This window comes from Bacillus sp. Hm123, assembly GCF_051842975.2.
GTDB lineage: Bacteria > Bacillota > Bacilli > Bacillales > Domibacillaceae > Bacillus_CE.
On sequence record NZ_CM200277.1, the window covers coordinates 307164 to 333654 of the forward strand.

At 40.4% G+C, this 26491-nt stretch carries 31 protein-coding genes and 1 riboswitch; of the genes, 21 read left to right on the forward strand and 10 right to left on the reverse strand.

What is annotated here, in order from left to right; all coding sequences use genetic code 11:
* The first annotated feature begins 13 nt into the window (after positions 1-13).
* The 7 genes from thiH (at position 14) to ACSVDJ_RS01810 (ending at position 6288) form a co-directional block, all read left to right on the forward strand.
* Positions 14-1126 (forward strand): 2-iminoacetate synthase ThiH, encoded by a 1113-nt coding sequence (gene thiH / locus ACSVDJ_RS01780; protein WP_439170418.1) that lies wholly within the window; start codon positions 14-16, stop codon positions 1124-1126.
* 10 nt (positions 1127-1136) lie between these two features.
* Positions 1137-1757, forward strand: a complete 621-nt coding sequence (locus ACSVDJ_RS01785; protein ID WP_439170417.1) for a thiamine phosphate synthase — start codon at positions 1137-1139, stop codon at positions 1755-1757.
* The gene (thiS, locus tag ACSVDJ_RS01790; RefSeq protein WP_439170416.1) at positions 1754-1957 is read left to right on the forward strand and encodes a sulfur carrier protein ThiS; all 204 of its coding nucleotides are present in this window, start codon (positions 1754-1756) and stop codon (positions 1955-1957) included. The genes ACSVDJ_RS01785 and thiS overlap by 4 nt, the downstream gene beginning before the upstream one ends.
* Before the next feature lie 4 nt (positions 1958-1961).
* Positions 1962-2975 (forward strand): ThiF family adenylyltransferase, encoded by a 1014-nt coding sequence (locus ACSVDJ_RS01795; protein ID WP_439170415.1) that lies wholly within the window; start codon positions 1962-1964, stop codon positions 2973-2975.
* 166 nt (positions 2976-3141) lie between these two features.
* Positions 3142-4362, forward strand: coding sequence for an MFS transporter (locus tag ACSVDJ_RS01800; RefSeq protein ID WP_439170414.1), 1221 nt, complete (start codon positions 3142-3144; stop codon positions 4360-4362).
* A 220-nt stretch (positions 4363-4582) separates the two neighbouring features.
* The gene (locus ACSVDJ_RS01805) at positions 4583-5407 is read left to right on the forward strand and encodes an ABC transporter permease subunit (protein WP_439170413.1); all 825 of its coding nucleotides are present in this window, start codon (positions 4583-4585) and stop codon (positions 5405-5407) included.
* On the forward strand, positions 5404-6288 hold the full coding sequence (locus ACSVDJ_RS01810; RefSeq protein ID WP_439170412.1) for an ABC transporter permease subunit: 885 nt from the start codon (positions 5404-5406) through the stop codon (positions 6286-6288). Before ACSVDJ_RS01805 ends, ACSVDJ_RS01810 begins: the two co-directional genes overlap by 4 nt.
* 34 nt (positions 6289-6322) lie before the next feature.
* Here ACSVDJ_RS01810 and thiD read toward each other — a convergent pair whose 3' ends face one another.
* The 3 genes from thiD to ACSVDJ_RS01825 all read right to left on the reverse strand — a co-directional run bounded on the left by thiD (position 6323) and on the right by ACSVDJ_RS01825 (position 9170).
* Positions 6323-7147 carry a bifunctional hydroxymethylpyrimidine kinase/phosphomethylpyrimidine kinase gene (thiD, locus tag ACSVDJ_RS01815; protein ID WP_439170411.1) on the reverse strand — a complete coding sequence of 275 codons (825 nt, stop codon included), beginning with the start codon at positions 7145-7147 and terminating at the stop codon, positions 6323-6325.
* 124 nt (positions 7148-7271) lie between these two features.
* Complete coding sequence (locus tag ACSVDJ_RS01820; protein ID WP_439170410.1) at positions 7272-7691, reverse strand: universal stress protein; 420 nt, start codon at positions 7689-7691, stop codon at positions 7272-7274.
* Between the two features lie 15 nt (positions 7692-7706).
* A complete protein-coding gene (locus ACSVDJ_RS01825) occupies positions 7707-9170 on the reverse strand; it encodes a SulP family inorganic anion transporter (protein ID WP_439170409.1) in 1464 nt (487 codons plus the stop codon).
* Between the two features lie 155 nt (positions 9171-9325).
* Here ACSVDJ_RS01825 and ACSVDJ_RS01830 point away from each other — a divergent pair, with 155 nt between their 5' ends.
* The 3 genes from ACSVDJ_RS01830 to ACSVDJ_RS01840 all read left to right on the forward strand — a co-directional run bounded on the left by ACSVDJ_RS01830 (position 9326) and on the right by ACSVDJ_RS01840 (position 11563).
* Positions 9326-9868: a recombinase family protein gene (locus ACSVDJ_RS01830; RefSeq protein WP_439170408.1), complete on the forward strand. Its 543-nt coding sequence runs from the start codon at positions 9326-9328 to the stop codon at positions 9866-9868.
* Between the two features lie 34 nt (positions 9869-9902).
* A complete protein-coding gene (locus tag ACSVDJ_RS01835; RefSeq protein WP_439170407.1) occupies positions 9903-10745 on the forward strand; it encodes a polysaccharide deacetylase family protein in 843 nt (280 codons plus the stop codon).
* Between the two features lie 98 nt (positions 10746-10843).
* Positions 10844-11563 carry a YebC/PmpR family DNA-binding transcriptional regulator gene (locus tag ACSVDJ_RS01840; protein ID WP_439170406.1) on the forward strand — a complete coding sequence of 240 codons (720 nt, stop codon included), beginning with the start codon at positions 10844-10846 and terminating at the stop codon, positions 11561-11563.
* A gap of 36 nt (positions 11564-11599) precedes the next feature.
* On the opposite strand, the gene ACSVDJ_RS01845 is transcribed toward ACSVDJ_RS01840, so the two are convergent.
* Together ACSVDJ_RS01845 and ACSVDJ_RS01850 are read right to left on the reverse strand one after the other, a co-directional pair.
* Positions 11600-12049 (reverse strand): DUF3278 domain-containing protein, encoded by a 450-nt coding sequence (locus ACSVDJ_RS01845; RefSeq protein ID WP_439170404.1) that lies wholly within the window; start codon positions 12047-12049, stop codon positions 11600-11602.
* Position 12050: 1 nt separating this feature from the next.
* Positions 12051-12245, reverse strand: coding sequence for a helix-turn-helix transcriptional regulator (locus ACSVDJ_RS01850; RefSeq protein ID WP_439170403.1), 195 nt, complete (start codon positions 12243-12245; stop codon positions 12051-12053).
* A gap of 290 nt (positions 12246-12535) precedes the next feature.
* Here ACSVDJ_RS01850 and ACSVDJ_RS01855 point away from each other — a divergent pair, with 290 nt between their 5' ends.
* The 3 genes from ACSVDJ_RS01855 to ACSVDJ_RS01865 all read left to right on the forward strand — a co-directional run bounded on the left by ACSVDJ_RS01855 (position 12536) and on the right by ACSVDJ_RS01865 (position 15515).
* Positions 12536-13384, forward strand: coding sequence for a flagellin N-terminal helical domain-containing protein (locus ACSVDJ_RS01855; protein ID WP_439170465.1), 849 nt, complete (start codon positions 12536-12538; stop codon positions 13382-13384).
* A 322-nt stretch (positions 13385-13706) separates the two neighbouring features.
* A complete protein-coding gene (locus ACSVDJ_RS01860; protein ID WP_439170402.1) occupies positions 13707-15137 on the forward strand; it encodes an MDR family MFS transporter in 1431 nt (476 codons plus the stop codon).
* Between the two features lie 21 nt (positions 15138-15158).
* Positions 15159-15515, forward strand: a complete 357-nt coding sequence (locus ACSVDJ_RS01865; RefSeq protein ID WP_439170401.1) for a DMT family transporter — start codon at positions 15159-15161, stop codon at positions 15513-15515.
* 51 nt (positions 15516-15566) lie between these two features.
* Here the strand turns inward: ACSVDJ_RS01865 and ACSVDJ_RS01870 are convergent, their stop codons facing one another.
* Entirely contained in the window at positions 15567-16616 is a 1050-nt protein-coding gene (locus tag ACSVDJ_RS01870) for a LuxR C-terminal-related transcriptional regulator (protein ID WP_439170400.1), read from the reverse strand.
* A gap of 135 nt (positions 16617-16751) precedes the next feature.
* On the opposite strand from ACSVDJ_RS01870, the gene ACSVDJ_RS01875 reads away from it, so the two are divergent.
* Genes ACSVDJ_RS01875 through ACSVDJ_RS01895 form a run of 5 tightly spaced genes read left to right on the forward strand, consistent with a single transcriptional unit; the run spans position 16752 to position 20951 of the window.
* A complete protein-coding gene (locus ACSVDJ_RS01875) occupies positions 16752-17744 on the forward strand; it encodes an ABC transporter substrate-binding protein (RefSeq protein ID WP_518619858.1) in 993 nt (330 codons plus the stop codon).
* A complete protein-coding gene (locus ACSVDJ_RS01880) occupies positions 17719-18474 on the forward strand; it encodes an ABC transporter permease (RefSeq protein WP_439170398.1) in 756 nt (251 codons plus the stop codon). The genes ACSVDJ_RS01875 and ACSVDJ_RS01880 overlap by 26 nt, the downstream gene beginning before the upstream one ends.
* The gene (locus ACSVDJ_RS01885) at positions 18474-19148 is read left to right on the forward strand and encodes an ABC transporter ATP-binding protein (RefSeq protein ID WP_439170464.1); all 675 of its coding nucleotides are present in this window, start codon (positions 18474-18476) and stop codon (positions 19146-19148) included. Before ACSVDJ_RS01880 ends, ACSVDJ_RS01885 begins: the two co-directional genes overlap by 1 nt.
* Positions 19132-19842, forward strand: coding sequence for a class I SAM-dependent methyltransferase (locus ACSVDJ_RS01890; RefSeq protein ID WP_439170397.1), 711 nt, complete (start codon positions 19132-19134; stop codon positions 19840-19842). Before ACSVDJ_RS01885 ends, ACSVDJ_RS01890 begins: the two co-directional genes overlap by 17 nt.
* Positions 19839-20951, forward strand: a complete 1113-nt coding sequence (locus ACSVDJ_RS01895) for a saccharopine dehydrogenase family protein (RefSeq protein WP_439170396.1) — start codon at positions 19839-19841, stop codon at positions 20949-20951. Before ACSVDJ_RS01890 ends, ACSVDJ_RS01895 begins: the two co-directional genes overlap by 4 nt.
* A gap of 88 nt (positions 20952-21039) precedes the next feature.
* Here the strand turns inward: ACSVDJ_RS01895 and ACSVDJ_RS01900 are convergent, their stop codons facing one another.
* Both ACSVDJ_RS01900 and ACSVDJ_RS01905 read right to left on the reverse strand, forming a co-directional pair.
* Positions 21040-22389: an MATE family efflux transporter gene (locus ACSVDJ_RS01900; protein WP_439170395.1), complete on the reverse strand. Its 1350-nt coding sequence runs from the start codon at positions 22387-22389 to the stop codon at positions 21040-21042.
* A gap of 74 nt (positions 22390-22463) precedes the next feature.
* The gene (locus ACSVDJ_RS01905; RefSeq protein WP_439170394.1) at positions 22464-23294 is read right to left on the reverse strand and encodes a MerR family transcriptional regulator; all 831 of its coding nucleotides are present in this window, start codon (positions 23292-23294) and stop codon (positions 22464-22466) included.
* Positions 23295-23456: 162 nt separating this feature from the next.
* Here ACSVDJ_RS01905 and ACSVDJ_RS01910 point away from each other — a divergent pair, with 162 nt between their 5' ends.
* The 3 genes from ACSVDJ_RS01910 to ACSVDJ_RS01920 all read left to right on the forward strand — a co-directional run bounded on the left by ACSVDJ_RS01910 (position 23457) and on the right by ACSVDJ_RS01920 (position 25609).
* On the forward strand, positions 23457-24278 hold the full coding sequence (locus ACSVDJ_RS01910; RefSeq protein WP_439170393.1) for a DNA alkylation repair protein: 822 nt from the start codon (positions 23457-23459) through the stop codon (positions 24276-24278).
* A 4-nt stretch (positions 24279-24282) separates the two neighbouring features.
* Entirely contained in the window at positions 24283-24843 is a 561-nt protein-coding gene (lepB, locus tag ACSVDJ_RS01915) for a signal peptidase I (RefSeq protein WP_439170392.1), read from the forward strand.
* A gap of 178 nt (positions 24844-25021) precedes the next feature.
* Positions 25022-25609 carry a DUF2238 domain-containing protein gene (locus ACSVDJ_RS01920; protein WP_518619864.1) on the forward strand — a complete coding sequence of 196 codons (588 nt, stop codon included), beginning with the start codon at positions 25022-25024 and terminating at the stop codon, positions 25607-25609.
* On the opposite strand, the gene ACSVDJ_RS01925 is transcribed toward ACSVDJ_RS01920, so the two are convergent.
* Positions 25599-25913 carry a DMT family transporter gene (locus ACSVDJ_RS01925; protein WP_439170390.1) on the reverse strand — a complete coding sequence of 105 codons (315 nt, stop codon included), beginning with the start codon at positions 25911-25913 and terminating at the stop codon, positions 25599-25601. The genes ACSVDJ_RS01920 and ACSVDJ_RS01925 overlap by 11 nt on opposite strands.
* The gene (locus ACSVDJ_RS01930) at positions 25913-26254 is read right to left on the reverse strand and encodes a DMT family transporter (RefSeq protein ID WP_439170389.1); all 342 of its coding nucleotides are present in this window, start codon (positions 26252-26254) and stop codon (positions 25913-25915) included. The genes ACSVDJ_RS01925 and ACSVDJ_RS01930 overlap by 1 nt, the downstream gene beginning before the upstream one ends.
* Before the next feature lie 54 nt (positions 26255-26308).
* Positions 26309-26408, reverse strand: a riboswitch (guanidine-I (ykkC/yxkD leader).
* Between the last annotated feature and the right edge of the window lie 83 nt (positions 26409-26491).

The following is a 26491-nucleotide window of genomic DNA, read 5'->3' on the forward strand; positions in this document are numbered from 1 at the left end:
AAGGGGGGGCATCATGAGTTTTTACGATCTATATAACGATATTAAACATGAGCCGTACGACCAATTATTTGAACGTATGACACTAGTAGATGTCGATCGAGCCTTATCAAAGTCAACTCTTGATCAGTATGATTTATTGGCTTTATTATCACCAGTTGCTGGGTATCGATTAGAGGAAATGGCTCAGAAAGCCCATCAGCTAACAACTCAGCATTTTGGAAAAGTGATTGTGCTATTTGCACCGCTTTATTTAACCGATTACTGCGTCAATAAATGCACGTATTGTAGCTTTAGCTTTGATAATGACTTTCCAAGAAGAAAATTAACGGCTTTAGAAATCGATCAAGAGGCAAAAGCGTTAAAAGAAATGGGCATTCAGCATGTGATTTTGCTAACAGGAGAATCACGCATTCATTCGTCCGTGGATTACTTAATCGAAGGCGCGCAAATATTGAAGGAGCACGCCGCTTCGATTTCGATTGAAGTACAGCCGCTCGATACGACAGAATACGAACGATTATTTCAAGCAGGAATCGACGGACTGACGGTCTTTCAAGAAGTATATAATGAAGAGATTTACAAACAGCTTCATGTGAAAGGGCCGAAAAGAAATTACCAATATCGCCTCGATGCCCCGGAGAGAGGATGCCAGGCAGGCATGCGTTCCGTCAATATCGGCGCATTATTAGGGCTGGATGATTGGAGAAAAGAGTCTTATTTCACCGCTCTCCATGCGCAATATTTACAGAAAAAATATCTCGAAACGGATATTGCGGTTTCTTTTCCACGTATTCGCCCGAATCTAGGTGGGTTCGCTCCGAAAGTAGAGGTCAGTGATCGAGACTTAGTGCAAGTGATGCTTGCGTTCCGTTTATTTATGCCGCGTGCTGGCATTACATTATCAACGCGAGAAGAAGCGGAATTTCGCGATCATTTAATCAAGTTAGGTGTGACGAAAATGTCCGCCGCTTCCTCAACCGTTGTTGGTGGCTATGCGACGACCGTTGAAGAAGAAAATAGCCAGTTTGAAATCTCAGATGCACGTACAGTGGAAGAGGTAAAAGCGAGGTTGAAGCAACTAGGCTATCAGCCAGTAAGTAAAGATTGGGACATTCTAACGGTATAGGAGGATGGAGATGTCTTTTCAACTTCATGCCATAACAACAGGAACACTAGAGCAACAGCAAGCAGCAAATATCGCCGCAAAAATTCATCCGTTTGTCGATTATATTCATATTCGTGAAAAGCATCGCTCAGCGAAAGAGCTATTCGGATGGGTGAACAGTTTTGTTGAGGTAGGGGTGCCTGCTAACAAGATGATCATTAATGATCGGCTAGATGTGGCGCTCGCCTCAGGAATAGCGGGTGTACAGTTGACAGAAAATAGCTTGCCTGTCGTTGCAGTGAAACAAATCGCCCCTTCTCTTATGACAGGGTGCTCCGTTCATGATCCAGAAGCGGCAGCGGCACAATCAGAGCATAGGGCTGACTTTATCCTACTTGGACATATTTATGAAACGACGTGCAAGTCGTCACTTTCGCCTGTTGGTTTATGGGCAGTAAAAGAAGCTTCGGTTTTATCAAAAGCACCTATCATCGCCATTGGGGGGGTTATACCTTGCCATGTGAAGGAATTAAAGCAGGTTGGAGCAGCTGGTATCGCTGTTATGTCGGGAATCTTCGGTCATGCTCATCCGCTAGAGCAAGCGATTGCCTATCGTGAAGCGATACAGAAAGAGGAGGGGACTTTCAAATGAATGTCATCATTAATGGAAAACAAGAAGAACTTCACCTTGATTCACCGACTGTTGCGATGTTGCTGAAAACATATACTCTCGATGGCAAAGCGGTCATTGTTGAACGAAACGGGGAGATTGTTTCAAAGGTGGATTTAGACACGACTCCAATTGCTGATGGGGATCGGATTGAAATCGTTCATTTTGTCGGTGGGGGATAAGGTCATGAATGATCGTTATTCTAGACAAGAGCTTTTTTTACAAGAAAAAGGTTCCTTTACGAATAAACATGTTTTGTTAGTTGGGGTAGGTGCGTTAGGTTCGGCGTTGGCAGAAATGCTTGCTCGTGCTGGTGTTGGTCATATTACACTGATTGACCGAGATTATGTTGATTGGACCAATCTACAAAGACAACAGTTATTTACTGAACGGCATGCCAAGGATCGACTTCCGAAAGCAGTTGCAGCGAAGCAAAGATTAGAAGAGATTAATTCCGATATTCAAATTACAGCGATTACAGCAGATGCAGGGCCCGAGGAGCTAGAGGAGCTGATCAACAAGCAGTCGCCAAACCTACTTTTAGATGGGACGGACAATTTTGAAACTCGCTTTATGATCAATGATTTATCGCAAAAATATCATATTCCTTGGATTTACGGAGCTTGTGTTGGTAGTCAAGGAATCAGCTTTCCTATCATACCTGGAGTCGGCCCGTGTCTTCATTGTTTACTCGATGTGTTGCCAGCGGAAGGGATGACATGTGATACAACCGGCGTGATTGCACCAGCTGTCCAAGTGACTGTCGCTTATCAAGGAGCGGAGGCATTGAAAATTCTTTCAGGAAAGCTGGATGATGTTCGCCAAGAGCTCGTTGCTTTTGATCTATGGAAAAATACATTTTCATCGATTCCGGTTGCTTCTTTGCGAAAGAAAGACTGCCCTTCATGTGGGAGTCAACCACACTATCCCTTTTTGCAAAAGGAAAACCAAACGAGAGTGGCTGTACTATGTGGAAGAGAAACGGTGCAAATTCGCCCGCCAGAAGGAAGAAGCTATCAACTAGCTGAGCTGGCCGCCTTGCTTCAAAAACAAAACATTGATGTGAAATCAAATGGATTTTTGTTATCAGCGAAACTCCCTAATTACCGAATTGTGTTGTTTCAAGATGGACGGATGTTGATTCACGGAACGAAAGAGATAGCCGCCGCGAAAAAGCTATATCATCAATTGCTTGGCTAACATGATAATTCCTAATAAGAGAAAACTCTCTTATTAGGAATTTTTTATTTCGAATGTCGAATCATTTTAAGTGCTGAAAAAAGTAAAATGTGTTACACTCTTTTTCATTGAATGTAACGAAACATGATTAGGGAAACCTATGTAATAAAGTGATATGAGGGGGGAGATGCTGTTGGCAATAGAACGAAAAAATAAATTTGCGTTATGGATTTTGATGGCGAACATGTTTATTGTGATGACAGGTATCGGCCTAGTTATTCCGATTATGCCAACGATTATTCATGAGTTTGATGCTGGAGGAAAAACGCTTGGCTTATTAATTGCTACGTTCTCGCTTGCCCAGTTTCTCTTCTCGCCGCTTGCTGGTGATCTATCGGATCGATTCGGTCGAAAAAAGATCATTATCATTGGTCTTGTATTATTTTCTTTTTCACAGTTGCTATTTGCTATTTCTGAACATTTATCGGTATTATTTATATCCAGAATGCTTGGTGGTATCGGAGGAGCATTTATCGTGCCTTCCATGATGGCTTACGTTGCTGATATTACAACGATAGAAAATCGAGCGAAGGGTATGGGGAGTTTAGGAGCTTCTATGTCGTTAGGCTTTGTCATCGGACCGGGCATGGGGGGCATATTAGCAGAGTTTGGGTTGCGAGCTCCTTTCTTTACTGCAGCAGTAGTGGCTGCTCTGGCGGCGGTTCTATCGATATTCTTTTTACCAGAAACTCATCAAGCTCTAAAGGAAAAATCGAAAACTTCTGCTGTACGGAAAAGAGAGAGCTTATTGAAACAGCTTGCTTACTCAGTAAAAACACCTTATTTTCCTTTGTTGATCTTGATGTTTACTTTATCTTTCGGCTTAGCTAACTTTCAATCGACGATTAGTTTATTTTCTGATATTAAATTTAGCTTTACACCAATGGATATTTCCATCTTAATCGTTGTTGCCGGCTTAATGGGTGTCATCGTGCAAGCATTTGTTCTAGAGCGGCTGATTAGACGGTTTGGAGAAAGTTGGATTATTAATGTTAGTCTTGTCGTTGCTGCTACATCGATGCTCTCATTGTTATTAGCTCAAGGGTTTTGGTCGGTGTTAGTGATTTCTGCTATATTTTTTAGCGCTGCTTCTCTATTACGTCCCGCCATTAATACGATGGTATCGAAAATGGCTGGTGCTGAACAAGGATTTGCGGCTGGAATGAATAATGCTTATATGAGCATCGGAAACGTTGTTGGCCCAGCTATTGCAGGTGCGCTATTGGACATTAATTTAAGCTTGCCTTATATTTTCGGATCAATTATTATCATGGTTTGTTTGTTCATTAGTTCGAAGTGGGTGAAATCAAGCATTGATAAGGAAAAATTAGAAGAGAATATGGGCTAGAGCCATCGTTCCAATTAATGAAGAGGGAGACTTATGTTTTTTCTAAGTCTCTCTTTTATTTTCTATAGATCGTTCATTTGGTTGCTGTATCCAAAAAAGTTAATGCTTTATGGTAAAATAATGATATTCAATGAAGTAGCCGCCAATCGTATAAGCTACTTGTATCGGTTTTATTTTTTGAAAATATATTTTTTGAAAATATATTCAAGGGGGGATATATTTGGCTAAATATATGATAACGATTTGTGTATTTTTTTTGATGTCACATCTTATTTTGCTGATGGGAGGACAACCTTTTTTACCTACTCTTGCGGAAACGTTTCAGCAATTACAGTCGCCATTATCAATGACTTATATGAGTCGCTCTGGTTTTACAGAGCATCCTTTATTTCCTTATTTACTTTCTTTATTTTCGTATTCTTTCTCTATATTTTTTCTTTCTTTAGGAATCGCTCTTTTAGGAACTTTTATCTTATTAAATTTCTATTATTATGTTTCTGAACGTTGGAGACGTGCTTTGAGAAGAGGATTAACAGTAATAGAGTCGATTCCTGATCTTATGATTATTTGGACTATTCAGTTAGTAGTTATTTATATTTATCAATCAACAGGGATGAAATGGTTGAGTATTGCAGATTCAGGGGATGGTCGTCCAATTGTGTTACCTGTGTTTTGTTTGACGGTCATTCCAATGATTCAACTCACGAAAATGGCGATCCATTATCTACATGATGAATCAGGGAAAACCTATATTGAATTTGCTTATGCAAAGGGGATCGATCATCATTTGATTTTTTATAGGCATTTATTCCGTAATATTATACCGCCACTTTTTTATCACTCTAAGTCGGTATTTTTATTTATGTTATCTTCGATGCTGATTATTGAATATGCGTTCAATATTAACGGTTATATGTCATTTTTGCTACGTAGTATTATGACGCCAGCTACGTTGTTTGTTTGGCTTTCTTTGCTGTTCACTACTTTTTTTCTTTACTTCCAGGTGGGTTCTATTTGGTTAAAGAAGAGGGGGGTTAGGCTATGAAGAATGCGTTTCAATCTAAAGGATTCTTAGTGGGGTTCATTGGTATCATGTTGTTATTAGCAGTTAGTATATGCATCCCATTTGTAGAAGACGGAACCAATCCCTCTGTTCAACAGAAGGAAGATGGAACTTGGCTGTCAGCCCCTTACCACCCAAAAGATTTTCCGCCATTTGGGAGTGATAAATATGGTAATAGTATGTTTTACAAAGTTATGGATGGAGCAAAATATACGCTCAGTTTAATGTTAGTGGTCAGCTTTCTTCAAGTGATGTTAGGGTTGACTCTCGCAGGTATCCTCGTTTTATGGGGAGGGCGGTTCAAAAAGCACATATATACTATATTGGAATCCTTTCAATATATTCCTACCATTTTTCTAGCTATTATTTTTATGATGCCAATGATGATGATAGAGTTGGAAGGTGTGAGCTTTCCAATATTATTGTTGCAATGTATGATTATCGTTCTTGTCATGTTGCCTTCAGTAACCGTATTAATTGCACATAAGATTGAGTTGACTATGAAGGAGTTATACATAACAACTTCTCTTCTGCTTGGAGCAGGTAAATATCATTTGTGGAGAGTGCATATTTGGCCATTCTTAAAAGGCCCAGTTATTATTTTATTTCTCCAACAGTGTGTACAAGTTTGCTTATTATTCATTTATTTAGGGTTTTTTAATATTTATCTAGGCGGGCAAGTGGAGAGATCCGGGATTGAGAAAGCAGAACATCGCTCCTTGAGTAATGAATGGAGTGGCCTAATCTCTATGGATCGTTTAGAAGTATTTGTAGCACCTTGGATTGTTCTTTTGCCAGTAGCTATGTTTTCTTTAACTATCTTTCTGTTAAATGTGATGAAGGAAGGATTAACAAAGAAATAAAGGAGAGCTTCGAGTGAAGCTCTCCTTTATTTCTTTATTCTACGGTCACTTTACAACCTGTTTCATTATATTTGCCGTAAGCTGCATGGTTCGTTGGTCCGACGCCTCGCTTAAAGCTAAAGGAATAACGGATAGCGGCGGTAATGAATTGTTTCGCTTTCTCCACCGCTTCCGGTACGGTACTCCCCTTAGCTAGTTCAGCTGTAATGGCTGCCGAATAGGTGCAGCCTGCTCCGTTTGTATGAATCGTATCAATGCGTGGGGCTTCTAATAAATAAAATTGTTTCCCATCAAATAGGACGTCAATGGCTGGTCCTTCTAAACGTCCACCTTTGACGAGGACATATTTTGGTCCGAGGTGATGTAGCGCTCGTGCAGCTTCTTTTAACTCTTCGACAGATGTTAGTGGATCGATTTCTAATAGTTTTGCTGCTTCTGGCATATTCGGTGTAATGATCGTCGCTAGTGGCAAAAGCTTTGTTTTCATCGCATCAATGGCATCGTCCTTGAGTAAGGCAGAGCCCATTTTTCCAATCATTACTGGATCCACAACAATATTAGCTACATCGGCTTCCTCAACCCACTGTGCTACTTTTGTAATAATTTTCTCGGTGAAAAGCATACCCGTCTTCAACGCATCCGCGCCAATGTCGTGTAAGGCGGTATATACTTGTGCCTCAATCGCTTCAATGGATTGAGGAAAGACCCCTTGATCGGTGCGCGGATGGCTAGCGACAATTGCTGTAATTGCACTCATGCCAAATACGTCTAGCTCTTGAAATGTTTTGATATCTGCTTGAATCCCAGCTCCGCCTCTAGCGGCTGAACCGGCAATCGATAATGCTCGGGTAATCGTCATGAAAATCTTGTCCTTTCCAAATACGTGGTAGCTTCATTATATAGGTGATGTGTAAAGGGAAGCAATGTATCGTGATAAACAGCAAAACGGACTGTTGCAATGTTCTAACAGTCCGTTTTAGTTACTATTTTACAATAAGAACAGGCCCGTTCACTCGTTTGACGACTTTGTGGCTGACGCTACCTAACACCATTTCTTGCAAGGAGTTAAGGCCGCGGCTTCCGATAATTGTCATATCGAAGTTTTCTTTATTGGCGTAATCAACAATAGTAGGGGCGGGTTCACCATGTAATATATTCAGTTGATAATTGATATTGCTTGCTTTTAGCTGTTCTTCAATCGGTAACAGTCGTTGTCTTCGAGCAAGCGTTAACTCTTCTTGGCTTTGTGCATGAAGCACTTCATTTTTTGCTTTCGCATAATCAGCGACGAACACGAGGTCAATGGCACAGCCACTTGCGAACGAAGCGATTTTGATTGCTTCTTCGGTAGCGCGCAAAGAATGCTCGGATCCATCGACAGCTAATAAAATACGTTTATACATACTATCACTCTCCATTTAGTGGGTCGATACTTTTGCTTGTAAGTCATCATAGATCGCTAGCTGATCTACAAGCTTTTTACTGGCGGAGTTGAGGTTCTTGACCGTTACGTGATTGTTGTTCTCACGGTATTTCATCACGACTTTGTCGATCGCACCGACAGCGGAATCATCCCAAATATGGGCGTTAGAAAAATCAATAATGACTTTGCTATTTTCCGTGTTAAAATCAAAGGAGTCGACAAACCCTTCGACGGAGGCAAAAAATAATTGACCTTCCACCGCGTAGATAAGCTGGTGTTTTTCTTTCAAGCCGTTAACTTTAATTTTTGAGATTTTTGCAACAAAGAAAATGGCGCTTAATAGGACACCTGCAATAACCCCTTTAGATAAGTCGTGCGTAGCGACGACGATGCTGACGGTTGCTAACATAACAACGGCGTCACTTCTCGGTGCTTTCTTTAAGTAAGAGAAGGATGACCAGTCAAATGTGCCAACTGACACCATAATCATAATCCCAACAAGAACAGGCATCGGGATTTGTACGACTAAATCACCTAAAACAATGATTAAAAACATTAAAAATAGACCAGCAGTTAGTGTAGATAATCGGCCACGTCCACCTGATTTGACGTTAATGACGGACTGTCCGATCATCGCACACCCAGCCATTCCACCGAAGAAACCAGTGGCAATATTGGCGATACCTTGTCCACGGGCCTCTCTGTTCTTCTGACTGTCTGTCCCTGTCATATCATCGACAATCGAAGCTGTTAATAATGTTTCTAACAAACCAACAATGGCTAGAGCGATTGAATAAGGGAAAATAATTTGCAACGTTTCTAATGTAAAAGGAACATCAGGGATGAAAAACGACGGCAATGTTTGCGTAATATTTCCTAAGTCACCGACTGTTCGCAATTCCACTCCGCTAAAAAGCGCTACAGCAGTTAAAGCAACGATAGCAATTAACGGTGCCGGAACCGTCTTAATGAATCTCGGTAACGTATAAACAATGACTAACGTGATCGCAACAAATACATACGTCATATTGGAAATGCCAATAAAGTGAGGCACTTGTGCCATGAAAATTAAAATAGCTAGTGCATTTACGAAGCCAATCATGACGGCGCGTGGAATAAATTTCATCACTTTAGCGACTTTAAATACCCCGAATAAAATTTGAATGACTCCGGTTAAAATCGTAGCGGCTAATAAATAATTTAATCCATGCTCTCTCACTAACGGAGCCATGAGCAAGGCCATTGCGCCAGTCGCAGCAGAAATCATCGCTGGTCGACCACCGACGAAGGCGATAATGACAGCGATACAAAAAGAAGCATATAGCCCAACCATCGGATCGACTTCTGCGATGATAGAAAAGGCGATAGCTTCTGGAATTAAAGCCAGTGCGACGACAATTCCAGCAAGGATATCAGCTCTCACATTGGAAAACCATTCTGTTTTTATTTTTTCAATCACTATGTTAACACCTCATTTATTAATATCAATCTTGTTCATTCATAAAGAGAAGTGTAACATCTCGAGTTTTAAAATAGAACCCTTTTGGGAATAAAAATTCGTAAACATTATGTTAAGATGAAAGAAAACTTCACCAAAAATGAAGGAGAAAAAAGATGCTTATAGGATATATGCGACCATCTCAAGACGACCCAACTTGTTCGATTCAAGAGAACTTATTAAATAACTATTCGTGTCAAAAAATATTTATCGAGGAACATTCATCAGCGAAACGAAGAACCCAGCTAGATCATATGATGGCTCATCTTGAACCAGATGATAAAATTATTGTAGAAAAATTATTTGTGTTAGCGGATTCGACCCGTCATTTAGTCGAGCTGTTAGAACAAATCGATGAAAAAGGTGCGTTTCTTTGTACCTTGAAAGAGGGAATTGATACGAGTGATGAGCGAGGCTATTCATTTAAAGCGATTGTCCATCATTTAGCTGCCTTCCAAAGCGATGTCATCAGTGAAAAAACGAAGCAAGGATTATACGAGGCAAAACAAAAAGGTATCACCACTGGACGACCGCGAAAGCCGGATGAAAATGTTAAACGAGCCATCGTGATGTATGAAAGTAAAAAATACAGCTTAGCAGAAATTAAAGCAGAAACAGGTATTAGCAAATCAACGCTGTATCGTTATTTAGAGAACTAATGTCTAGTTTGAGATTAAAGAATGAGGGGAAAATATGAAGGCAGGATTTTTACTAATCAGTACGTGCTTATCTTTATTGCTGCTTCAAGGGTGTAGTCAAGAAGAGGAGCAAGCAGCGATTCCAGTAGAGAAAAAGGAAGTAGTAGAAATTTCAGAAAAGGTGCCGGAAGAAGCAGTGAAGCCGATTGACTTAAGTGCTTTTGAGCGCAAGCCAATGCAATGGGGCGAACAGGTGGATGGAGTAAGGACGAGAATGAAAACGAATGAGAAGAAGGTCTCACTCACGTTTGATGCCTGTGGAGGGGCTCATGGTAGTGGCTATGATGAAGAACTTATCTCCTTTTTACGAGCGGAACAGATTCCGGCTACGTTGTTTTTAAATGAACGATGGATTCATACGAATGAAGCGCTTTTTTTAGAATTAGCGGCCGATCCTTTGTTTCAGATCGAAAATCATGGAACGGAGCATGCTCCGTTATCTGTGGCAGGTGGGGAGGCGTGGGGGATTAAAGCAACCACCTCGCCCCAAGAGGCCTACGATGAAATGATGAACAATCATAAAACGGTCAAAGCATTGACGGGAAAAGAGATGACGATGTTTCGATCGGGTACAGCTTATTATGATGAGGTGGCTGTTCAGTTAGCTGAGGAGCTCGGATATCAAGTAGTTAATTATGATGTGCTCGGTGATGCGGGAGCGACATTTTCTAGTGAGCAAGTGAAACAAGCGTTAACGGGTGCGAAGGCAGGTTCGATTGCTCTTTTACATATGAACCAGCCACAAAGCGGAACGGCTGAAGGGGTCAAACAAGCAGTGCCAGTTTTACGAGAGCAAGGTTTTGAGTTTGTGTTGCTTGAAAATGAAATACTACAATGAAAGTAACTACGGTTTTCCAGAAAAAAATGTTGAAGAAGTTACCCACTTTTATAATATAATTATGGGTGCAGACTTAATTCAGAAAGAGAGTGGTCATAATGGGCCGTAAATGGAACAATATTAAGGAAAAAAAAGCGTCAAAAGATGCCAATACTAGTCGGATCTACGCGAAGTTTGGACGGGAAATTTATGTGGCAGCAAAGCAAGGCGAGCCAGATCCGGAATCTAATCAGGCATTAAAAGTGGTGCTTGAGCGTGCAAAAACGTACAGTGTGCCGAAAGCAATCATTGATCGGGCGATTGAAAAGGCGAAAGGTGGTTCAGAAGAAAACTTCGACGAGCTTCGTTATGAAGGCTTCGGACCAAACGGATCAATGGTGATTGTCGATGCATTAACGAATAACGTTAACCGTACAGCATCAGAAGTTCGCGCAGCCTTCGGTAAGAACGGCGGAAACATGGGCGTGAGCGGATCAGTTGCTTATATGTTTGATGCAACAGCCGTTATCGGTGTAGAAGGAAAAACGGCTGATGATGTGCTTGAGTTATTAATGGAAGCAGATGTCGATGCACGCGATATTTTAGAAGAAGACGAAGCGGTGATCGTTTACGCTGAGCCTGATCAATTCCATGCGGTGCAAGAAGCATTCAAGCAGGCAGGAGTGACGGAATTTACAGTCGCTGAATTAACGATGCTTGCGCAAAGTGAAGTTCAACTGTCAGAAGAAGCTCAAGCGCAATTTGAAAAACTGATCGATGTATTAGAAGATTTAGAAGATGTTCAACAAGTGTACCACAACGTAGACTTAGGGGAATAATGTAGGAAAGCAGACCTTAATATGGGTCTGCTTTTTTTATAAAAGCTCTTTATTTTTTCGATAAGAACGGCGCAAGGAAATATAATTCATGAGAAAAAGAAAAATAGCAGCAAGTGTAGCCTGTCCAACTGCATCCCAGTTTCTCATTCCGAAGATAAAAGCAGCAATAGTAAAGAACCCGAAAAAAGCAATTGATTGTAAAATAGCGAGTCGTTTTTTTCTCTTAAAAGCTTGTTCGGTCATTACATCTGAAAATTCAATGCCAGACAGCATATATCGAATGAGCATATAATATAGAGACACTGCGAAAGGAATGAGTAGAGCAATAAATGGGTCTAACTCAAAATTGGACATCACACTTTGCGAAATGAGTAGTCCAAAAAGTAATAAAAACATGATTACGGCTGACTCTGCTAAGAAGAAAAGCACCTTTCGTTCTTTATATTCATCATCTGGCAGAAATATTGATATCCACGATTTTTCCACTTCATTCAACCTCCCAAAATAATTCATCTAATGTTTTGCCTAGTGTTAACGCAATGGCCATGCACAATTGCAAACTGGGATTATATTTCCCTTTCTCGATAAGACCGATTGTCTGTCGTGTTGCTTTCACTTGTTGAGCGAGTTGTTCTTGGGTGACCCCTTTTTCAACGCGAGCCAACTTCACCCGATTTTTCATTCCATCACCTACTATTCTTTTGAAAAAAGACATATATATATTGCTTTATGAAATTTATATATTGCATTTATAGAACGAAAAAGTCAAGGGAATATTTTCTAATCTTATTTTTGAAGAGTATGATCGAGAAATTTAAAAAAGGAGTTTATTTACTCCCCTTGTATATATTTAGAAAATGCTTATCCAACCGATATAAAGAACATACACCAGGAAATGACAACGGATAGCAAGAGGGAGAGGAGGGCGATGTTGTCAATGTAAGATGATTTTTGACAACAATGATGATTGATATGAGAATTAATCATAATGTAATGGCGATGTATTCTTATCGGATGTTTAACAAGGCGTTAGCTGCACAAGGTCGGGCGATGGAGCGATTGTCTTCGGGGTTGCGGATTAACCGAGCGGCTGATGATCCGGCGGGACTGGCGATCTCTGAAAGAATGCGAGCGCAAATTCGTGGGCTGAATCAAGCTTCGCGCAATGCGCAAGATGCTATTTCTTTAATTCAGACGGCAGAAGGTGGGCTAAATGAAACGCATGCGATTCTTCAGCGGATGCGCGAGCTTTCTATACAGGCAGCCAACGATACCCTTAGTGAGGGAGATCGATTAGCGATCCAAGAAGAAATTGATCAGTTAACGGAAGAAATTACGAGAATCGGCGGCGATACAGAATTCAATACGATGAAGTTGCTCGATGGTTCGAAAAATGAATTTCACATTCAAGTCGGGGCTAACGCTGGGCAAACAATGACTCTTGGAATGTCTGACATGCGAGCGGAAGCGATCGGGTTAATTGGCTCTGGGACAGGGTACACAACAAACGGCACACTTGATATGTCCTCCGCTGATTCTGCTTCATCCGCCAGTTCGATTATTGATAAAGCTATCGAAAAGGTATCATCTCAACGATCTAGACTGGGTGCTTATACAAGAAGGCTTGAACACACGATCAACAACTTAGAAAACACAGCAGAAAATTTAACCGCGGCAGAATCACGTATTCGGGATGCCGATATGGCAAAAGAGATGATGGAATACGCCAAGCAATCTGTCTTGGCGCAAGTCGCAATGGCGATGATGGCTCAAGCTAACCAGCAGCCGAGCTTGATCTTGCAGCTGTTGCGAGGGAACTAAAGGTGATCATCCGACAAAACTCGGGGAGTGACAGGCACCTTATTATTTGTTTTAATAGAAGTAACTAAACACGGAAGGTGGAAGAGCACATGATTTTATAATCCTATTACGAGAAAAAACATTCGTTATTATCTTTGGAATGGTTTTTTGAATAGGATTTGTAATGTGCTGATGTAAATGATAAGAAGTCTGTTTAGGTTTCTTTTGTTTATTTTCCCCATTATACCTCCTATTCGAAGATGGATAGGAGGTTTTTGTTCGTGCATATAAATAGATGGGCTATTTCATGACTAATTAAGAAATTCTTATGTGGGAGGATTATATGGAGCCTAATATAAATAAAAAAGTGATATTAATTACTTTTATGATCGGTGCGTTTTTTGCGATATTAAATGAGACTTTGCTTAATATTGCATTAACACAGTTAATGGAAGTATTTCATGTTGATGCACCAACTGTTCAATGGTTGGCAACGGGGTTTATGCTTGTGATGGGTGTGTTAATGCCTATTTCTGCTTTGCTCATTCAATGGTTTACGACGAGGCAAATGTTTATCGGTGTGATGACTGTTTTTTTAGTGGGAACGGTTATTGCAGCTTGTGCAGTGAATTTTCCTATGCTGTTAACGGGACGCATGATTCAAGCAGTGGGGACAGGATTATTAATTCCTGTGATTATGAATGCTTTACTTTTCCTGTATCCTCCTGAAGGGCGCGGGAAAATCATGGGAACATTTGGTTTAGTTATTATGTTCGCTCCTGCACTCGGTCCGACTTTATCAGGAGTGATTGTTGATTTATTAGGGTGGCGTTGGTTATTTATTTCTGTCATTCCATTTGCCCTCTTCTCCATCGTATTTGCATTTAAATATTTACAAAATGTAGGGGAAGTGACTCGTCCTAAAGTAGATGTTCTCTCTATCATCCTTTCGACGATTGGAATCGGCGGAATTGTTTATGGCTTTAGTAGTGCAGGGGAGTATTCAAACGGTTTTTTATCGATAACGATTCTTTCTATTTTGTCGGTTAGTGTGATCAGCTTGATTTTATTTGTACTCCGTCAGGTAAAACTAGAGGAACCGTTGTTGGACGTTCGTGTGTTTAAGTATAAAAATTATACGCGCGGAGTTATCCTTTTTGTCATTGTCATTATGGCGATGTTTGCTTCTGAAATCGTCATGCCGATGTACTTACAAGGTCCTCTAGGCTATTCAGCGAAGGTAGCAGGGTTATTATTATTACCGGGTGCGTTATTGAATGGTCTTATGTCACCAGTAATGGGGACTTTGTTTGATAAGTACGGTCCAAGGAAATTAATTATACCTGGTACGATTGCGTTAGTGATGGTGATGATTTTCTATAGCAATATTAGTCCATCTGTTTCGACTTGGTCGTTTGTTTTAGTGTATATTATTTTGATGCTATCGGTATCGGCGATTATGATGCCTGCTCATACGAATGCTTTAAATGAATTACCGAAGCATTTATATCCCCATGGAACAGCGATTTCTAACACATTGCAGCCCGTCTCTGGCGCACTGGGAGTATCAATCTTTGTCAGTATTATGACGCAAGGAAGTGCAAGTCATCTGAAAGAACAATCAGCTCCTATAACTAAACAGTTAGTGAATGAAGCGATGACGATCGGTGTTCATCATGCTTACTGGTTTGCTTTAGGGTTATGTGTTTTAGCGTTTTTGACTGCTTTATTTATTAAAAAAGCAGTCGCACCTGATTTTGAGGTAGAGAAGTAAGATAAAAAAAGGAGTAGCTACATGCATTGGATGTATTTGTCGTTAGCAATTGTATTCGAAGTGATCGGAACAATTTCTATGAAACAATCACAAGGATTAACAAAAATGCTTCCTAGTTTGTTAATGATCGTGTTTTATCTAGGAAGCTTTAGTTGTTTAGCTCTTGCTTTGAAGGCAATTGAAGTATCTGTCGCTTATGCGATTTGGTCGGGGGTTGGGATTTCAATTATTAGCATTATCGGTATTCTTTATTTTGGAGAAACGATGAATATGTTGAAAGTGGTAGCGATCTTGCTGATCATTGTTGGAGTGGTGACATTGAACTTCGCCTCTGCTCCTGCTGAAAAGGAACAGGCTGTTATAGAAGAGGGACAGTAATTGAAAGAAAGGCTATTGTTGAAGTTATTTGACAATAGCCTTTTTTGATTTTTACTTCAAAACATACTGGGAAAACATTTTCCAAACTAACTCTCTTCGACTCGCCACACCTGTTTTATAGAAGATCGATTTCAAGTGATCTTGAACGGTATAAGCAGAAATGTGAAAAGCAGCAGCAATTTCTTTTGTAGAAAAGCCTCGGATCACTTGGCCGATGATCTCTTTTTCACGCTGAGATAAATGATAGACCTCTTCAATGAATGGCAGGATATCAGAGGGAGAGGCAGGCTCAAAGGAAACAGCAATTTGTTTTGATTGATCAAAGTGATGAAGACAACTTGCTCGGATCAATAAGTAAGGATGACCAGGGATCGACAAAAAGACTTGAGCGGTTGCTGGCTCTACTTCCTCCAAAGCGCGGGAACAGATCGCTCGGATCGGTCTTGGCAGTGTTTTATCATCTATTTTTTCCAAACGTCGTAGGACTGCTAGCCAATCTTCTGCAATGACATCACATGATAAAGGGTGAAGGTCATCGGATAATATCAGAATCCCATTTCTCTGAACTTGATGATTGGCTTCTTTGTGTGAAAGCTCTAGCCGATATTGGCGTAAGGCGCGACCTATGAAAGGAGTGATCGTCGATAGTAAGCTGCGATCCTCTTTAGTAAAAAGAGGCTGCTGTTCTCCTCGAAATAGAGTTAAATACCCCCAGCATTTCCCCTCACTCATTAGTGCAGCACGCAGTTCGTCGCGAAATCCAGCAGGCTGCAAAATCGTCCGATAACGATGACTTTGTTCAAGCTGTCCTTCCGTTGCTTCGCTTAAGGTGGCAACGGTTGTTTGTGATTGCACCAACTCGTCGTAATGATTGAAGTCGTTTTGTGAGAATTCGTATTTAAATATGAGTGGATGGATCTTTTCAACGTTATCCTCTGTGATGGCTCCTGTAGACAGCAGTGTATTTGGATCGACCATTGTACAGCAAGAGGCAGCGAAAGGAATCACTTTTCGTAGTTCTGCGATGATGTTTTCTCGATAGTGCTGAGAGGTTGGTGATGTGCGCTCTAGTTTGGTAAATTGTTGAACGATGTTATTCATAACATCCTCCCCATCTTGTCTTTTTAAAGTAGTAAAACCCCATGTTTATGGGATAGAATTTTTCAGCTATCTTATTATAATTGAGAATAATTATTAATTAATTTTACAAAAAAGATGAGGAGTTGAAAAGAGAATATGCCAAGAATACGGCTTCATTCATTTAAAATCTTATGTCTATGCTTTGTTCTCATGATGGTAGCAACAGGATGCAAGGAAAAAGAGCGCACTGAGCCAGCGAAGCACTCAACAAAAAGTAAAGAATCAACAGTTACCCTAGCTTCTCCAAAAGCTCCGGCAGTTTTTCCGGTATTAGTAGCTGCTGAGCAACAGGATGCTCAACTACATATTGATGTGAAAACATGGGATACTTTAGAACAATTTCTCGCTCAAGTTCAAGAGGAAGAGGCACAATTTTTTGCTGCCCCGCTTAATGTCGGAGCAAATATGTATACAAAAGGGATTCCGCTTCAGCTTATTCATGTTAATACTTGGGGTTCGATGTATTTAGCCTCTATTGATTCAGAAGTAAGGAATTTAAGGGATTTAGAAGGAGAAACGATCTATTTACCGGGACCAGGTGGACCTCCTAGTGTTTTGACGGAATTTTTAATAAATAAAGAACAGTTGGATGGGAAAATTCAATTAGCTTATGGAGCCATTCCGGATATTATGCAACAGCTAGCTAACGGTACGATTAAGCATGCAGTGTTACCTGAGCCAGCTCTTAGTGGTTTAAGGGTCAAATTGCAAAGGCAGTTGCATGAAGTTGTGGATTATCAATCAATGTGGAAAAGTACATTTGGAGAAGATTTGCCTTCGACAGGCATCTTTGTTCATAAAGAATGGGCAGAGAAGCATCCAAAAGAGATTGCTGATTTTCAAGAATTATATAGTAAAGGTGTTGAAGACATACACCAGCAGCCTCAAAAGGTATTAAAACCGGCGGCTGATTTACTTAGTATGCCAGAGCCAGTGATTTCTCAATCGATGGACAAGATTATACTTGGGTTTAAAGATGCCACTACTGCAAGGCAGGAGGTCGAACGTTATTTTGATGTTTTATTACAAATAGCTCCTGAAGCAGTTGGGGGAAAACAACCAGATGACGATTTTTACTACGATTTATAATCATTGGCGGTCTTTCTTCACTTTTATGATATTGATTGTACTATGGGTACTAGTTGCCAAGCAGTATCCAGCTGTTGTCATTCCAGGTCCATATGAAACGGTGCAAGCTCTAGAAAAATTGATAAAAACCGGAGTGTTATGGGATTCGTTGTCGATCACATTGCTGCGGTTCGGAGTGGGGTTTAGTATAGCTCTTTTTCTAGGGTGTGGACTAGGTGTATTGTCTGGGCTCAATACAAATGCCTGCGCATTTATCAGGCCAGCCGTTTTGCTATTGCAAGCGATCCCCCCAATTTCATGGATTCTACTAGCAATCATTTGGTTGGGGGTTGATGGTGGCTCACAAGTTTTAGTGGTGACGATCGCCTTATTTCCAGTGTTTTTCTTCAATTCTGTGGAAGGAATTCGTCAAGTTTCGAAACCGCTTTTAGAAATGGCCTATGTATTCCGAGTCAGCCGATTGAAACAAATCCGGGATATTTACTTGCCAGCATTACTTCCTTTTTGGCTGTCAGCATTGACTATTAACATTGGTGTTGGATGGAAAACGGTTGTTATGGCAGAGCTGATCAGCGGATATACAGGGATAGGTGCTTCGATGAATAGTGCCCGAATTTATTTGGAAACGGCGGAGGTTATGGCGTGGACATTTGTCGTTGTTTTGCTAGGTATGGGCATTGAAGCAACTGTTCGCGCGTGTATATCGAGAAGAAAGAGGAATGGGATTTGATGAAATTAGAACAATTAACAATCATACGTGGAAAAAGAACGATATTTGAAAACTTCACATTGGATTTGGAGCGCGGGAGTATTACTTGTATGATGGGACCTTCTGGGATTGGAAAAACAACGTTGCTTCGTGTGTTAGCAGGTTTGGAGAAACCGCAGAGAGGAAAAGTTTCGCATCTTGAACAGATAAAAGTAGGTTGCGTGTTCCAAGAACCAAGGTTATTGCCGACTAGAACCGCTTTAGAAAATGTGATGTGGGTAGGAGAGAATCTTTTACAAGAGGAGCAGCAGGCACGAAGATTGTTGGAAACGGCCGGATTAGCGGATTGGGTACATGCTTATCCTAGTCAATTAAGTGGCGGTATGAGGCAGAGAGTATCTCTTGTTCGAGCATTTTTTGCTCGTTCAGAATTTTTACTATTAGATGAACCCTTTCAAGGACTAGATATGGCGACTAAAACAGATATGCAACGATTATTATGGCAGCTATGGAGCGAATTCCGACCAACGATTTTGTTGGTGACACACGAAATAGAAGAAGCGGTACAACTAGGTTCACGAATCATTATGCTTGAAGGGAACCCCGCGAAGGTTCAGACAGATGTTATGGTGCAGGATAAAAATAAAATTGTTCATCTATTAAGGGAGAGGATAGAAAATGCCAGAATTCAATAACTTAAACTGGAATCACTCAGATGTCTATACGTATCAAGAAAAGATCACGTTGAAAATTCCTAGCTATGAGTTGCTATATGATATGATGGAGCGTTTGCTCGCCGTTCAGCTGGCGAATCAACAAGCGAGTGTTCTCGTTGTTGGTGCTGGAGGGGGACAAGAGCTTATGACGCTTGGTGAACGTCATCCCGATTGGCTATTTACCGGTGTGGACCCATCAGCAAAAATGCTAGATGTGGCACAGAAAAGAGTGAACTTATCTGGAATGGAGTTACAAGTGGAATTAGTGGAAGGAGAAGTGGATCAGCTAGATCAACGTTATACGGCTGCTACGTGCATGCTCGTTCTACATTTTCTTGATATGGAAAAAAAGCGTCTTCTTTTAAAAAATATCGCTGACCGGTTGGAAGTAGGTGCACCGCTGTTTATCGCATCGATTAACGGGGATTCAAGATCGCAAGCTTTTGAGTGGCAAATGCAAGCTTGGAAACGTCATATGTTGGCGAATAGTATACCTGAACAGGAATGGGAGCGGTTCAAGGGGTCGATTGGTGAAACGACTCATCCGATTCCATCGTCTGAAATGGAGGATTTAATCGAGGGAGCTGGTTTTATGAATGTCACACGATTTTTTAGTGCGTATTTAATCGACGGTTGGTTTGCTATTAAAGGTGGTGACAACGACAAACGATGAAACAAGATATTGTAGTTGTTGGCGGGTACGGTCATGTGGGAGGACAAATATGTAAGATGTTAGGGGAGGTTTATCCAGGTCGTGTCTATGCAGCAGGGAGACGACTAGAACAGGCGGAGCGCTTTTGCCAAACGATGAATGGAAAGGTAAAGCCTCTACAATTAACGACAGATGAGTCAGTTGATTGGCAGTGGCTTGAGCGAACAAAATTAGTCATTATGTGCATTGATCAGGAAAGTCCAGCATTCGCTAGAAAATGTTTAATGAACGGCACTCATTATGTGGATATTTCCGCAAAGGGTTCGTTTTTATCTCAGTTGGAAAAGCTGAATGCTGAGTCTTATGAGGCAACGGGGATACTAAGTGTTGGATTAGCCCCCGGTTTGACGAATTTATTAGCGCAACAGGCGAAGTTGGTGTTCGATCAGACGGATCGTATCGACATTGCTATTATGCTAGGCTTAGGAGATAGCCACGGGAAAGCGGCTATAGAGTGGACGATAGATCAAGTGAACAGTCGTTTTGAAGTGATGCAAAATAATCAATTAGTCGCTGTTGATAGTTTTACAGATAGGCAACTAACTGATTTTGGTTCAAGCTTGGGCAAGCATGTAGCATACCGCTTTCCTTTCTCTGATCAGCAAGCTCTTCCCCGTACTTTGCATGTCCCGACGGTAGCTACACGTTTATGCTTTGATTCTCGGTGGATGACTACTTCGATGGCCTTATTACGCAGAATGGGGGTAAGTCGCTTTCTTGAGAAAAAAGCTGTGCGTTCCTTGATGGTTAAGTTGCTAAGTTCATTACGAATAGGAACGGCACAATACGCAGTAAAAGTGGATGCATATGGCTTTAAAGAGGGAGAAAAGAAACGAGTTGGTTTATCTTTACACGGAGAAAACGAATCATTGATCACAGCTCAAGTGGCTGCTGCTGTAGGATCTTCTTTATATAGTAGTTATCTTCCAAACGGAGTTTACCATTTAGATCAGTTATATGAATTAACCAATCAAGCGGATACTCTCTATTTACAGCGGAAAGGAACGAATGAGCAGTTTTTTATTAGCCGCTCGTGTATTGTTAATTATGGGATCAATAATGATGTTTAATAATAAAAGAAGAAAAGGACTAGGCTTTTCTTATAAGCAACCTACCCCTGTTTGAGTCATTCCAAACAGGGGTATTTTTAGGTCAAAGTTATGCAGTAGTTTTTACGTGCTCCACTGGTACAGGATGCCGCCAACGATTCATGATAAATACGATCAAAGCGGCTAGTGCTTCAGCGACAGGTAGTACGAGCCAAATGCCGTTGACACCAAACCAAGCTGGTAAAATAAATAGTAAAGGAACGACAAGAAATAATCCTCGGGATAAAATGATCAGCACCGATTTTCTAATTTGTCTAATCGATTGAAAGTATTCTGCGTAGACAATGTTATAGCCTAGAAATAAATAATGGATAAAGAATAAAGTCATTCCACTGATAGTAAGCGTCAGCAATTCTTCAGACTCAACTTGAAACAGCATGACGATGTAATCGGCAAAGAGCCAGCCTGTGCCAACCGCAATGATCCCCATGATGATCGCAGTTTTAACGGTTAACTGTAAGCTTAGTTTCAATCGGTCATAGAGTTTAGCTCCGTAATGAAAGCTAGAAATAGGCTGTAAAGCTGCCCCTACGCCGAAGAAAACAAGCAGCATCATCGAATGGATACTATTCACGATGGCAAAAGCAGCAACTCCTATTTCTCCAGCGTAACGAACGAAAGCGATGTTAAAGCCAATGGTAATTAGCGCCATTGAGAACTCAGTTGTAAAGCTAGGAAATCCAATCGTTATGATTTGGCATACGGTTTTCTTTTGGAACCGAATGGTCGTCCACTTTAACAAACTATCTTTTCTCAAGAAGTGAGTCATCAAAACAAGAAAGCCGATAGCTGCTGAAAGGATCGTTGCAGTGGCCGCTCCTTTCACACCCCAGCCATAAATAAAGATAAACATATAATCAAAAATGATGTTACAAACAGCGGTCACGATTAATCCTGTCATTGCAAGATTCGGGTTGCCATCATTACGGATAAAAATGCTCAGGATATTTTCTAGCACATAGATCATGCCGAACATTAATAAAACTTGTAAATAGTCGAGTGTATAAGGCAAAACCACTTCATTAGCCCCAAATAAATAGGCAAGCTTCTCTATCTTCCAGAGGCAGATCATGAGTAAACCACTGACGATTATCATTGCCAGTGTCATCGATTGTGAAAAAATCGAGCGAGCTTCTTCTATTTTATTTTGGCCTAAGGAGATGGAATATAAAGTTGCTCCCCCCATACCGATCCATAAAGAAATTGAAAAGAAAATTGAAAAGGCTGGCAAAGCAACATTGACACCTGCTAAGCCATTCGCGCCGACCCCGCGGCTGATCATAATTCCATCGATGATAATATTGATGGACATTAACACCATGCCTAGAACAGCTGGGATTAAATAAGAAATAAATAATTGGTTTATCGGTTTTTCTTTTAAATTGATGGTTGTACTCATGCGATCATCTCCCTTTCTCTGTGTCCACATTTTAAACCTTCAAGTAACTTGAAGGTCAAGAGGGAGGATCGCAGTTATTTCTTTGCTACGGGAATTTGAATTTCTGTTAAAAAATCAGCTTCGTTGCTTGTTACGGCTAGGTCAATTAGCCCTAACTCAATAGCTGATCCAGTGATCTCATAGTTTTGTTGCTCAATTTCACGCAGCATACTTTCATAAGTGTGTTTTGTTTTTTCATAAGGACCTTGATGGTACATGCAGGCGTATGTTCCTTCTGCAATAGTATCTAAATGTTCGATGCTGTCTGGCAAATGTTCAAGCAGAATAAAAATACTGCTATACAATTGAAATTCATTTTGTAATAGTGATTTTTTAGCTATCGTTACCCCAATGTCTCCAGAGAAAAGAGCAACATTAGCGATTTGTAGTTGTTGCTGTAAAGAGTGAATATAAAATTCAAACATCTCGTCCGTGGCATTAGAAGCTATAGGCATGGAGATTATATGCCTTTTAGGAAGCTTATTGAAGAATAAGGAGATTGAAGGCTTCTCTAAAGATTTTTTTATCAAGTGCATTTTATTGTCCATTTTCGCCAGCATATACTCTATTTCTTTTTGTTTTTTCACCATTATTTGTGACTGTTTCTCTAAAAGATCGAGTGCGGTTGCTGGTGTTCTCTCGTCAACAAAACGCTTAATCTCTTTTAACGGAATGTCCAGATGACGCAAAAATTTGATCGTTTCCAGCATAGAAAATTGATCGATAGTATAGTAGCGATATTGCGTGCTGGCATCCACCATTTTTGGCTTGAAAATCTCTTTTTCATCATAATAGCGCAAGGTCGATTCTGCGATACGATGCATTTTTGCCATCTCACCAATGGTAAAATGTTGCTTTAATAACATAATCATTGCTCCTATTCATAGAAGGTTAGTTCTTATTTGAACATTTATATTTTCTCCTCTATTATAGTAATTACCAATGTTTTTATAAAAAGATAATGATTAGAAATAATATAGGGAAATAGTAAACTATGTTTGAGTTGAGATAATGAAGGGGTGAATGATATGGAATCTATTATGGATCGTAAAGGGGCTACTAAAGCTGCGAATATTCCAGAGCAGGTGCTGAATTTACTTAACTTAGGCGGAATTGAAAGTGTCAATTTGACCGAATGGTTAGCAGTAGATCAAAAGGTGTTACTGAAAAATGTGTTGCCTGCAGTTGGATTGTCAGAGCATTTGGATGATCTTTTATTCAAATTAGAAGTGGCGAATATGACGAATGGCATGAAAGCGATTCGGATGATCGGAGAAAACTTGTACGAAATACTCCAAAAAACAGATCGGGAAACGGCTGATCAAAAGTTCTCCTTACTCGCCAATCATTCATCAGACAGCGTTCGGTGTTGGGCGGCCTTTATAGTTGGTTCGACTATGGATGCCGGTATTGACCAGTTGCTAGTTAAGATTAGGAAATTTGCTGCTGATCATCATTTTGGTGTAAGGGAGATTGCTTGGATGGCTGTTAGAGAGGCACTTGCAAAAGAGCTTATAACTAGTATCGAGTTATTGACAGAATGGGCGGGGGAACCTGATGAGAATATCCGCCGATTTGCTGTTGAATCGATCCGGCCTCGCGGTGTTTGGTGCAAACATATTGGAGAATTAAAAGACGAACCGCAAATCGCTCTTCCCATTTTAGAACAAGTGAAATCTGATAAATCGAAATACGTGCAAGATTCGGTTGGCAATTGGCTAAACGATGCGAGTAAGACACAGCCGGAATGGGTGCTCTCCGTTTGCGATGAATGGGAGAAGGTATCAGATACGAAAGAAACAAAACGAATTGTGAAAAAGGCGAAAAGAACGATCATGAAAAATCAATAAGGAAGTGTTAGATGTGTCGAAAAATCATGCAAAAGAAGAATGGAAAAGTTGGTTGAAAACTTTTTTAGTAGCGTTTGGACTAGCGATGGTAATCAAGACATTTATGTTTTCTCCATATTTGGTTAAGGGAGCATCGATGGAACCGACTTTGCATAATCAGGAAAAAATCTTTGTCAATAAGTTAAAATCTGTGGATGACTTGAAACGAGGAGACATTATCATTGCTAAAGGAGAAGACAGTGAGGAGCATTATGTAAAAAGAATTATTGGCTTACCTGGAGATGAGATTGAAATGGTCGATGATCAATTATTTGTGAATGGAAAATTGCAGAAGGAACCTTATCTATCAGAGAATCGCCAAATCGCCAAACAAAAAGGAATGCTTAGATTAACGGGAGATTTCGGACCAATTTCTATTTCTGAAAATGAATATTTTGTCATGGGGGATAATCGTTTACGCAGTAAGGATAGTCGCAATGGGCTAGGGTTGATCCATAAAGAAAACGTTGTGGGAAAAGGGGAAGTTGTTTTTTATCCCGTTTCACATTTTAGAGGGGTAAATTAAGAAAGAAGGGTATTGCTCGCTTGAGTGATGTCCTTCTTTTTTTGTAGTTGCAACAGGAGCGTACGCCTGATTTTGATCTTCCTTTCGGATAAAAAATCGTTTTTTTCACATACTACAAGCAATCATCTTTGGCATTGGAGTGAAAAATTTGCCTCAAAAAAGTAGAGTTCATCTATATTTGCTTTTGGTTGTGATCGCTGTTTTCATCTGGTCCATCATCAAACCAGCAAGTTATTCATCATGGGCATTAGAAGTAGTCCCTGCACTAATTGGCTTGATCGTCGTCGTTGCGATCTATCATCGTTTTCGTTTTACTACGCTTTCTTATACAATCATGGCGATATTAGCGATGTTGATGTTTGTCGGGGGGCATTATACATATTCTCACGTTCCTCTTTTTGATTGGCTTCAAGATCAGTTCGATTTAAAAAGAAACCATTATGATCGCTTCGGTCATTTGTTAAAAGGAGTATCCGTCATTGTGATTAGAGAAATTATGTTGCGAAAAACACCATTAACTGTAGGGGGATGGCTATTTTCCATCGTCATAAGCATTACGCTCGCTATTTCCGCTTTGTATGAAATCATTGAATGGTTGGCTTTTAAAATAGCGAAAGGCGGAAAGGTAACACAAGGATTCTTAGGCATGCAGGGGGATCAATGGGATGCCCAATGGGATATGTCCTTAACATTAGTCGGTTCGATCCTTGCGTTACTTTTCCTTTCAAAACTACATGACCGCTTGTTGAAGGAGGTCAAGAAATAAGCTTTAAACCAATCGCTGCTCCAAGCACCATGCTAATAAAAAGCAATCGTGGCCAATTTTTTGGTTCGTTGTATAAAAGCATTCCTAAAATCGCCCCACCAGCAGCGCCAATTCCTGTCCAGATCGCGTAGGCTGTGCCCATCGGTAACGATTTCATCGCTATAGCAAGAAATAGAAAACTTGCGCTAAAACTAACGATCATATATAGAAATGAGGACAAGTTTTTGTTTTGATGGAATTTATTAATCATCGCAACTCCAAGCATTTCAAACATACCTGCTAAAATAAGAGACATCCAAGCCATTAGGATTTCGCTCCTTCCGAATGCTCACTTTTTGTGACCAGCTTTAAGCCGATCACGCCGATTAATAATACGAGAATAAGCAACAGTTTCGCTATTTTAACCGGTTCTCCAAAAAATAAAATTTCCGACAAAACGGTTCCAGCCGTTCCTAGCCCTACAAAAACGGCATAGACCGTTCCAACAGGCAGTTTCTTTCCGGCCATAATCATCATATAAAAGCTAATGAAGATAGAGATTAACGTGCCAGCCCAAGTCCAAAAAGAATCCGCATGTTTCAATCCAATCACCCAGAACACTTCAAAAAAAGCGGCTATAAATATTTTCAACCAATCTTTATCCATTTTATCGTCCTCCTTAATATGTAAGCAAAAAAGCCTGAGAGATTATCAAAAATAATCTCCCAGGCTTTTATCCTTCCGTGACACAGCGAGTCGCCGTGAGCTTTCTCTCGGACCAGACCAGTTCATTATCTGCGGAACCCTAGAAAGCATATTTCGCAAATGGAATTCACCGTTTGCGCTTTATTCAATTTTGATATGGAATCTACTAACTACATAGTGATTTCTACGCTTTAGTTT

Coding starts and splice junctions, on each gene's coding strand:
- thiH (WP_439170418.1), top strand. CDS start 14: ATGAGTTTTTACGATCTATATAACGATATTAAACATGAGCCGTACGAC.
- ACSVDJ_RS01785 (WP_439170417.1), top strand. CDS start 1,137: ATGTCTTTTCAACTTCATGCCATAACAACAGGAACACTAGAGCAACAG.
- thiS (WP_439170416.1), top strand. CDS start 1,754: ATGAATGTCATCATTAATGGAAAACAAGAAGAACTTCACCTTGATTCA.
- ACSVDJ_RS01795 (WP_439170415.1), top strand. CDS start 1,962: ATGAATGATCGTTATTCTAGACAAGAGCTTTTTTTACAAGAAAAAGGT.
- ACSVDJ_RS01800 (WP_439170414.1), top strand. CDS start 3,142: ATGCTGTTGGCAATAGAACGAAAAAATAAATTTGCGTTATGGATTTTG.
- ACSVDJ_RS01810 (WP_439170412.1), top strand. CDS start 5,404: ATGAAGAATGCGTTTCAATCTAAAGGATTCTTAGTGGGGTTCATTGGT.
- thiD (WP_439170411.1), bottom strand. CDS start 7,147: ATGACGATTACCCGAGCATTATCGATTGCCGGTTCAGCCGCTAGAGGC.
- ACSVDJ_RS01820 (WP_439170410.1), bottom strand. CDS start 7,691: ATGTATAAACGTATTTTATTAGCTGTCGATGGATCCGAGCATTCTTTG.
- ACSVDJ_RS01830 (WP_439170408.1), top strand. CDS start 9,326: ATGCTTATAGGATATATGCGACCATCTCAAGACGACCCAACTTGTTCG.
- ACSVDJ_RS01835 (WP_439170407.1), top strand. CDS start 9,903: ATGAAGGCAGGATTTTTACTAATCAGTACGTGCTTATCTTTATTGCTG.
- ACSVDJ_RS01840 (WP_439170406.1), top strand. CDS start 10,844: ATGGGCCGTAAATGGAACAATATTAAGGAAAAAAAAGCGTCAAAAGAT.
- ACSVDJ_RS01850 (WP_439170403.1), bottom strand. CDS start 12,245: ATGAAAAATCGGGTGAAGTTGGCTCGCGTTGAAAAAGGGGTCACCCAA.
- ACSVDJ_RS01855 (WP_439170465.1), top strand. CDS start 12,536: ATGAGAATTAATCATAATGTAATGGCGATGTATTCTTATCGGATGTTT.
- ACSVDJ_RS01860 (WP_439170402.1), top strand. CDS start 13,707: ATGGAGCCTAATATAAATAAAAAAGTGATATTAATTACTTTTATGATC.
- ACSVDJ_RS01865 (WP_439170401.1), top strand. CDS start 15,159: ATGCATTGGATGTATTTGTCGTTAGCAATTGTATTCGAAGTGATCGGA.
- ACSVDJ_RS01870 (WP_439170400.1), bottom strand. CDS start 16,616: ATGAATAACATCGTTCAACAATTTACCAAACTAGAGCGCACATCACCA.
- ACSVDJ_RS01875 (WP_518619858.1), top strand. CDS start 16,752: ATGCCAAGAATACGGCTTCATTCATTTAAAATCTTATGTCTATGCTTT.
- ACSVDJ_RS01880 (WP_439170398.1), top strand. CDS start 17,719: ATGACGATTTTTACTACGATTTATAATCATTGGCGGTCTTTCTTCACT.
- ACSVDJ_RS01885 (WP_439170464.1), top strand. CDS start 18,474: ATGAAATTAGAACAATTAACAATCATACGTGGAAAAAGAACGATATTT.
- ACSVDJ_RS01890 (WP_439170397.1), top strand. CDS start 19,132: ATGCCAGAATTCAATAACTTAAACTGGAATCACTCAGATGTCTATACG.
- ACSVDJ_RS01895 (WP_439170396.1), top strand. CDS start 19,839: ATGAAACAAGATATTGTAGTTGTTGGCGGGTACGGTCATGTGGGAGGA.
- ACSVDJ_RS01900 (WP_439170395.1), bottom strand. CDS start 22,389: ATGAGTACAACCATCAATTTAAAAGAAAAACCGATAAACCAATTATTT.
- ACSVDJ_RS01905 (WP_439170394.1), bottom strand. CDS start 23,294: ATGTTATTAAAGCAACATTTTACCATTGGTGAGATGGCAAAAATGCAT.
- ACSVDJ_RS01910 (WP_439170393.1), top strand. CDS start 23,457: ATGGAATCTATTATGGATCGTAAAGGGGCTACTAAAGCTGCGAATATT.
- ACSVDJ_RS01925 (WP_439170390.1), bottom strand. CDS start 25,913: ATGGCTTGGATGTCTCTTATTTTAGCAGGTATGTTTGAAATGCTTGGA.
- ACSVDJ_RS01930 (WP_439170389.1), bottom strand. CDS start 26,254: ATGGATAAAGATTGGTTGAAAATATTTATAGCCGCTTTTTTTGAAGTG.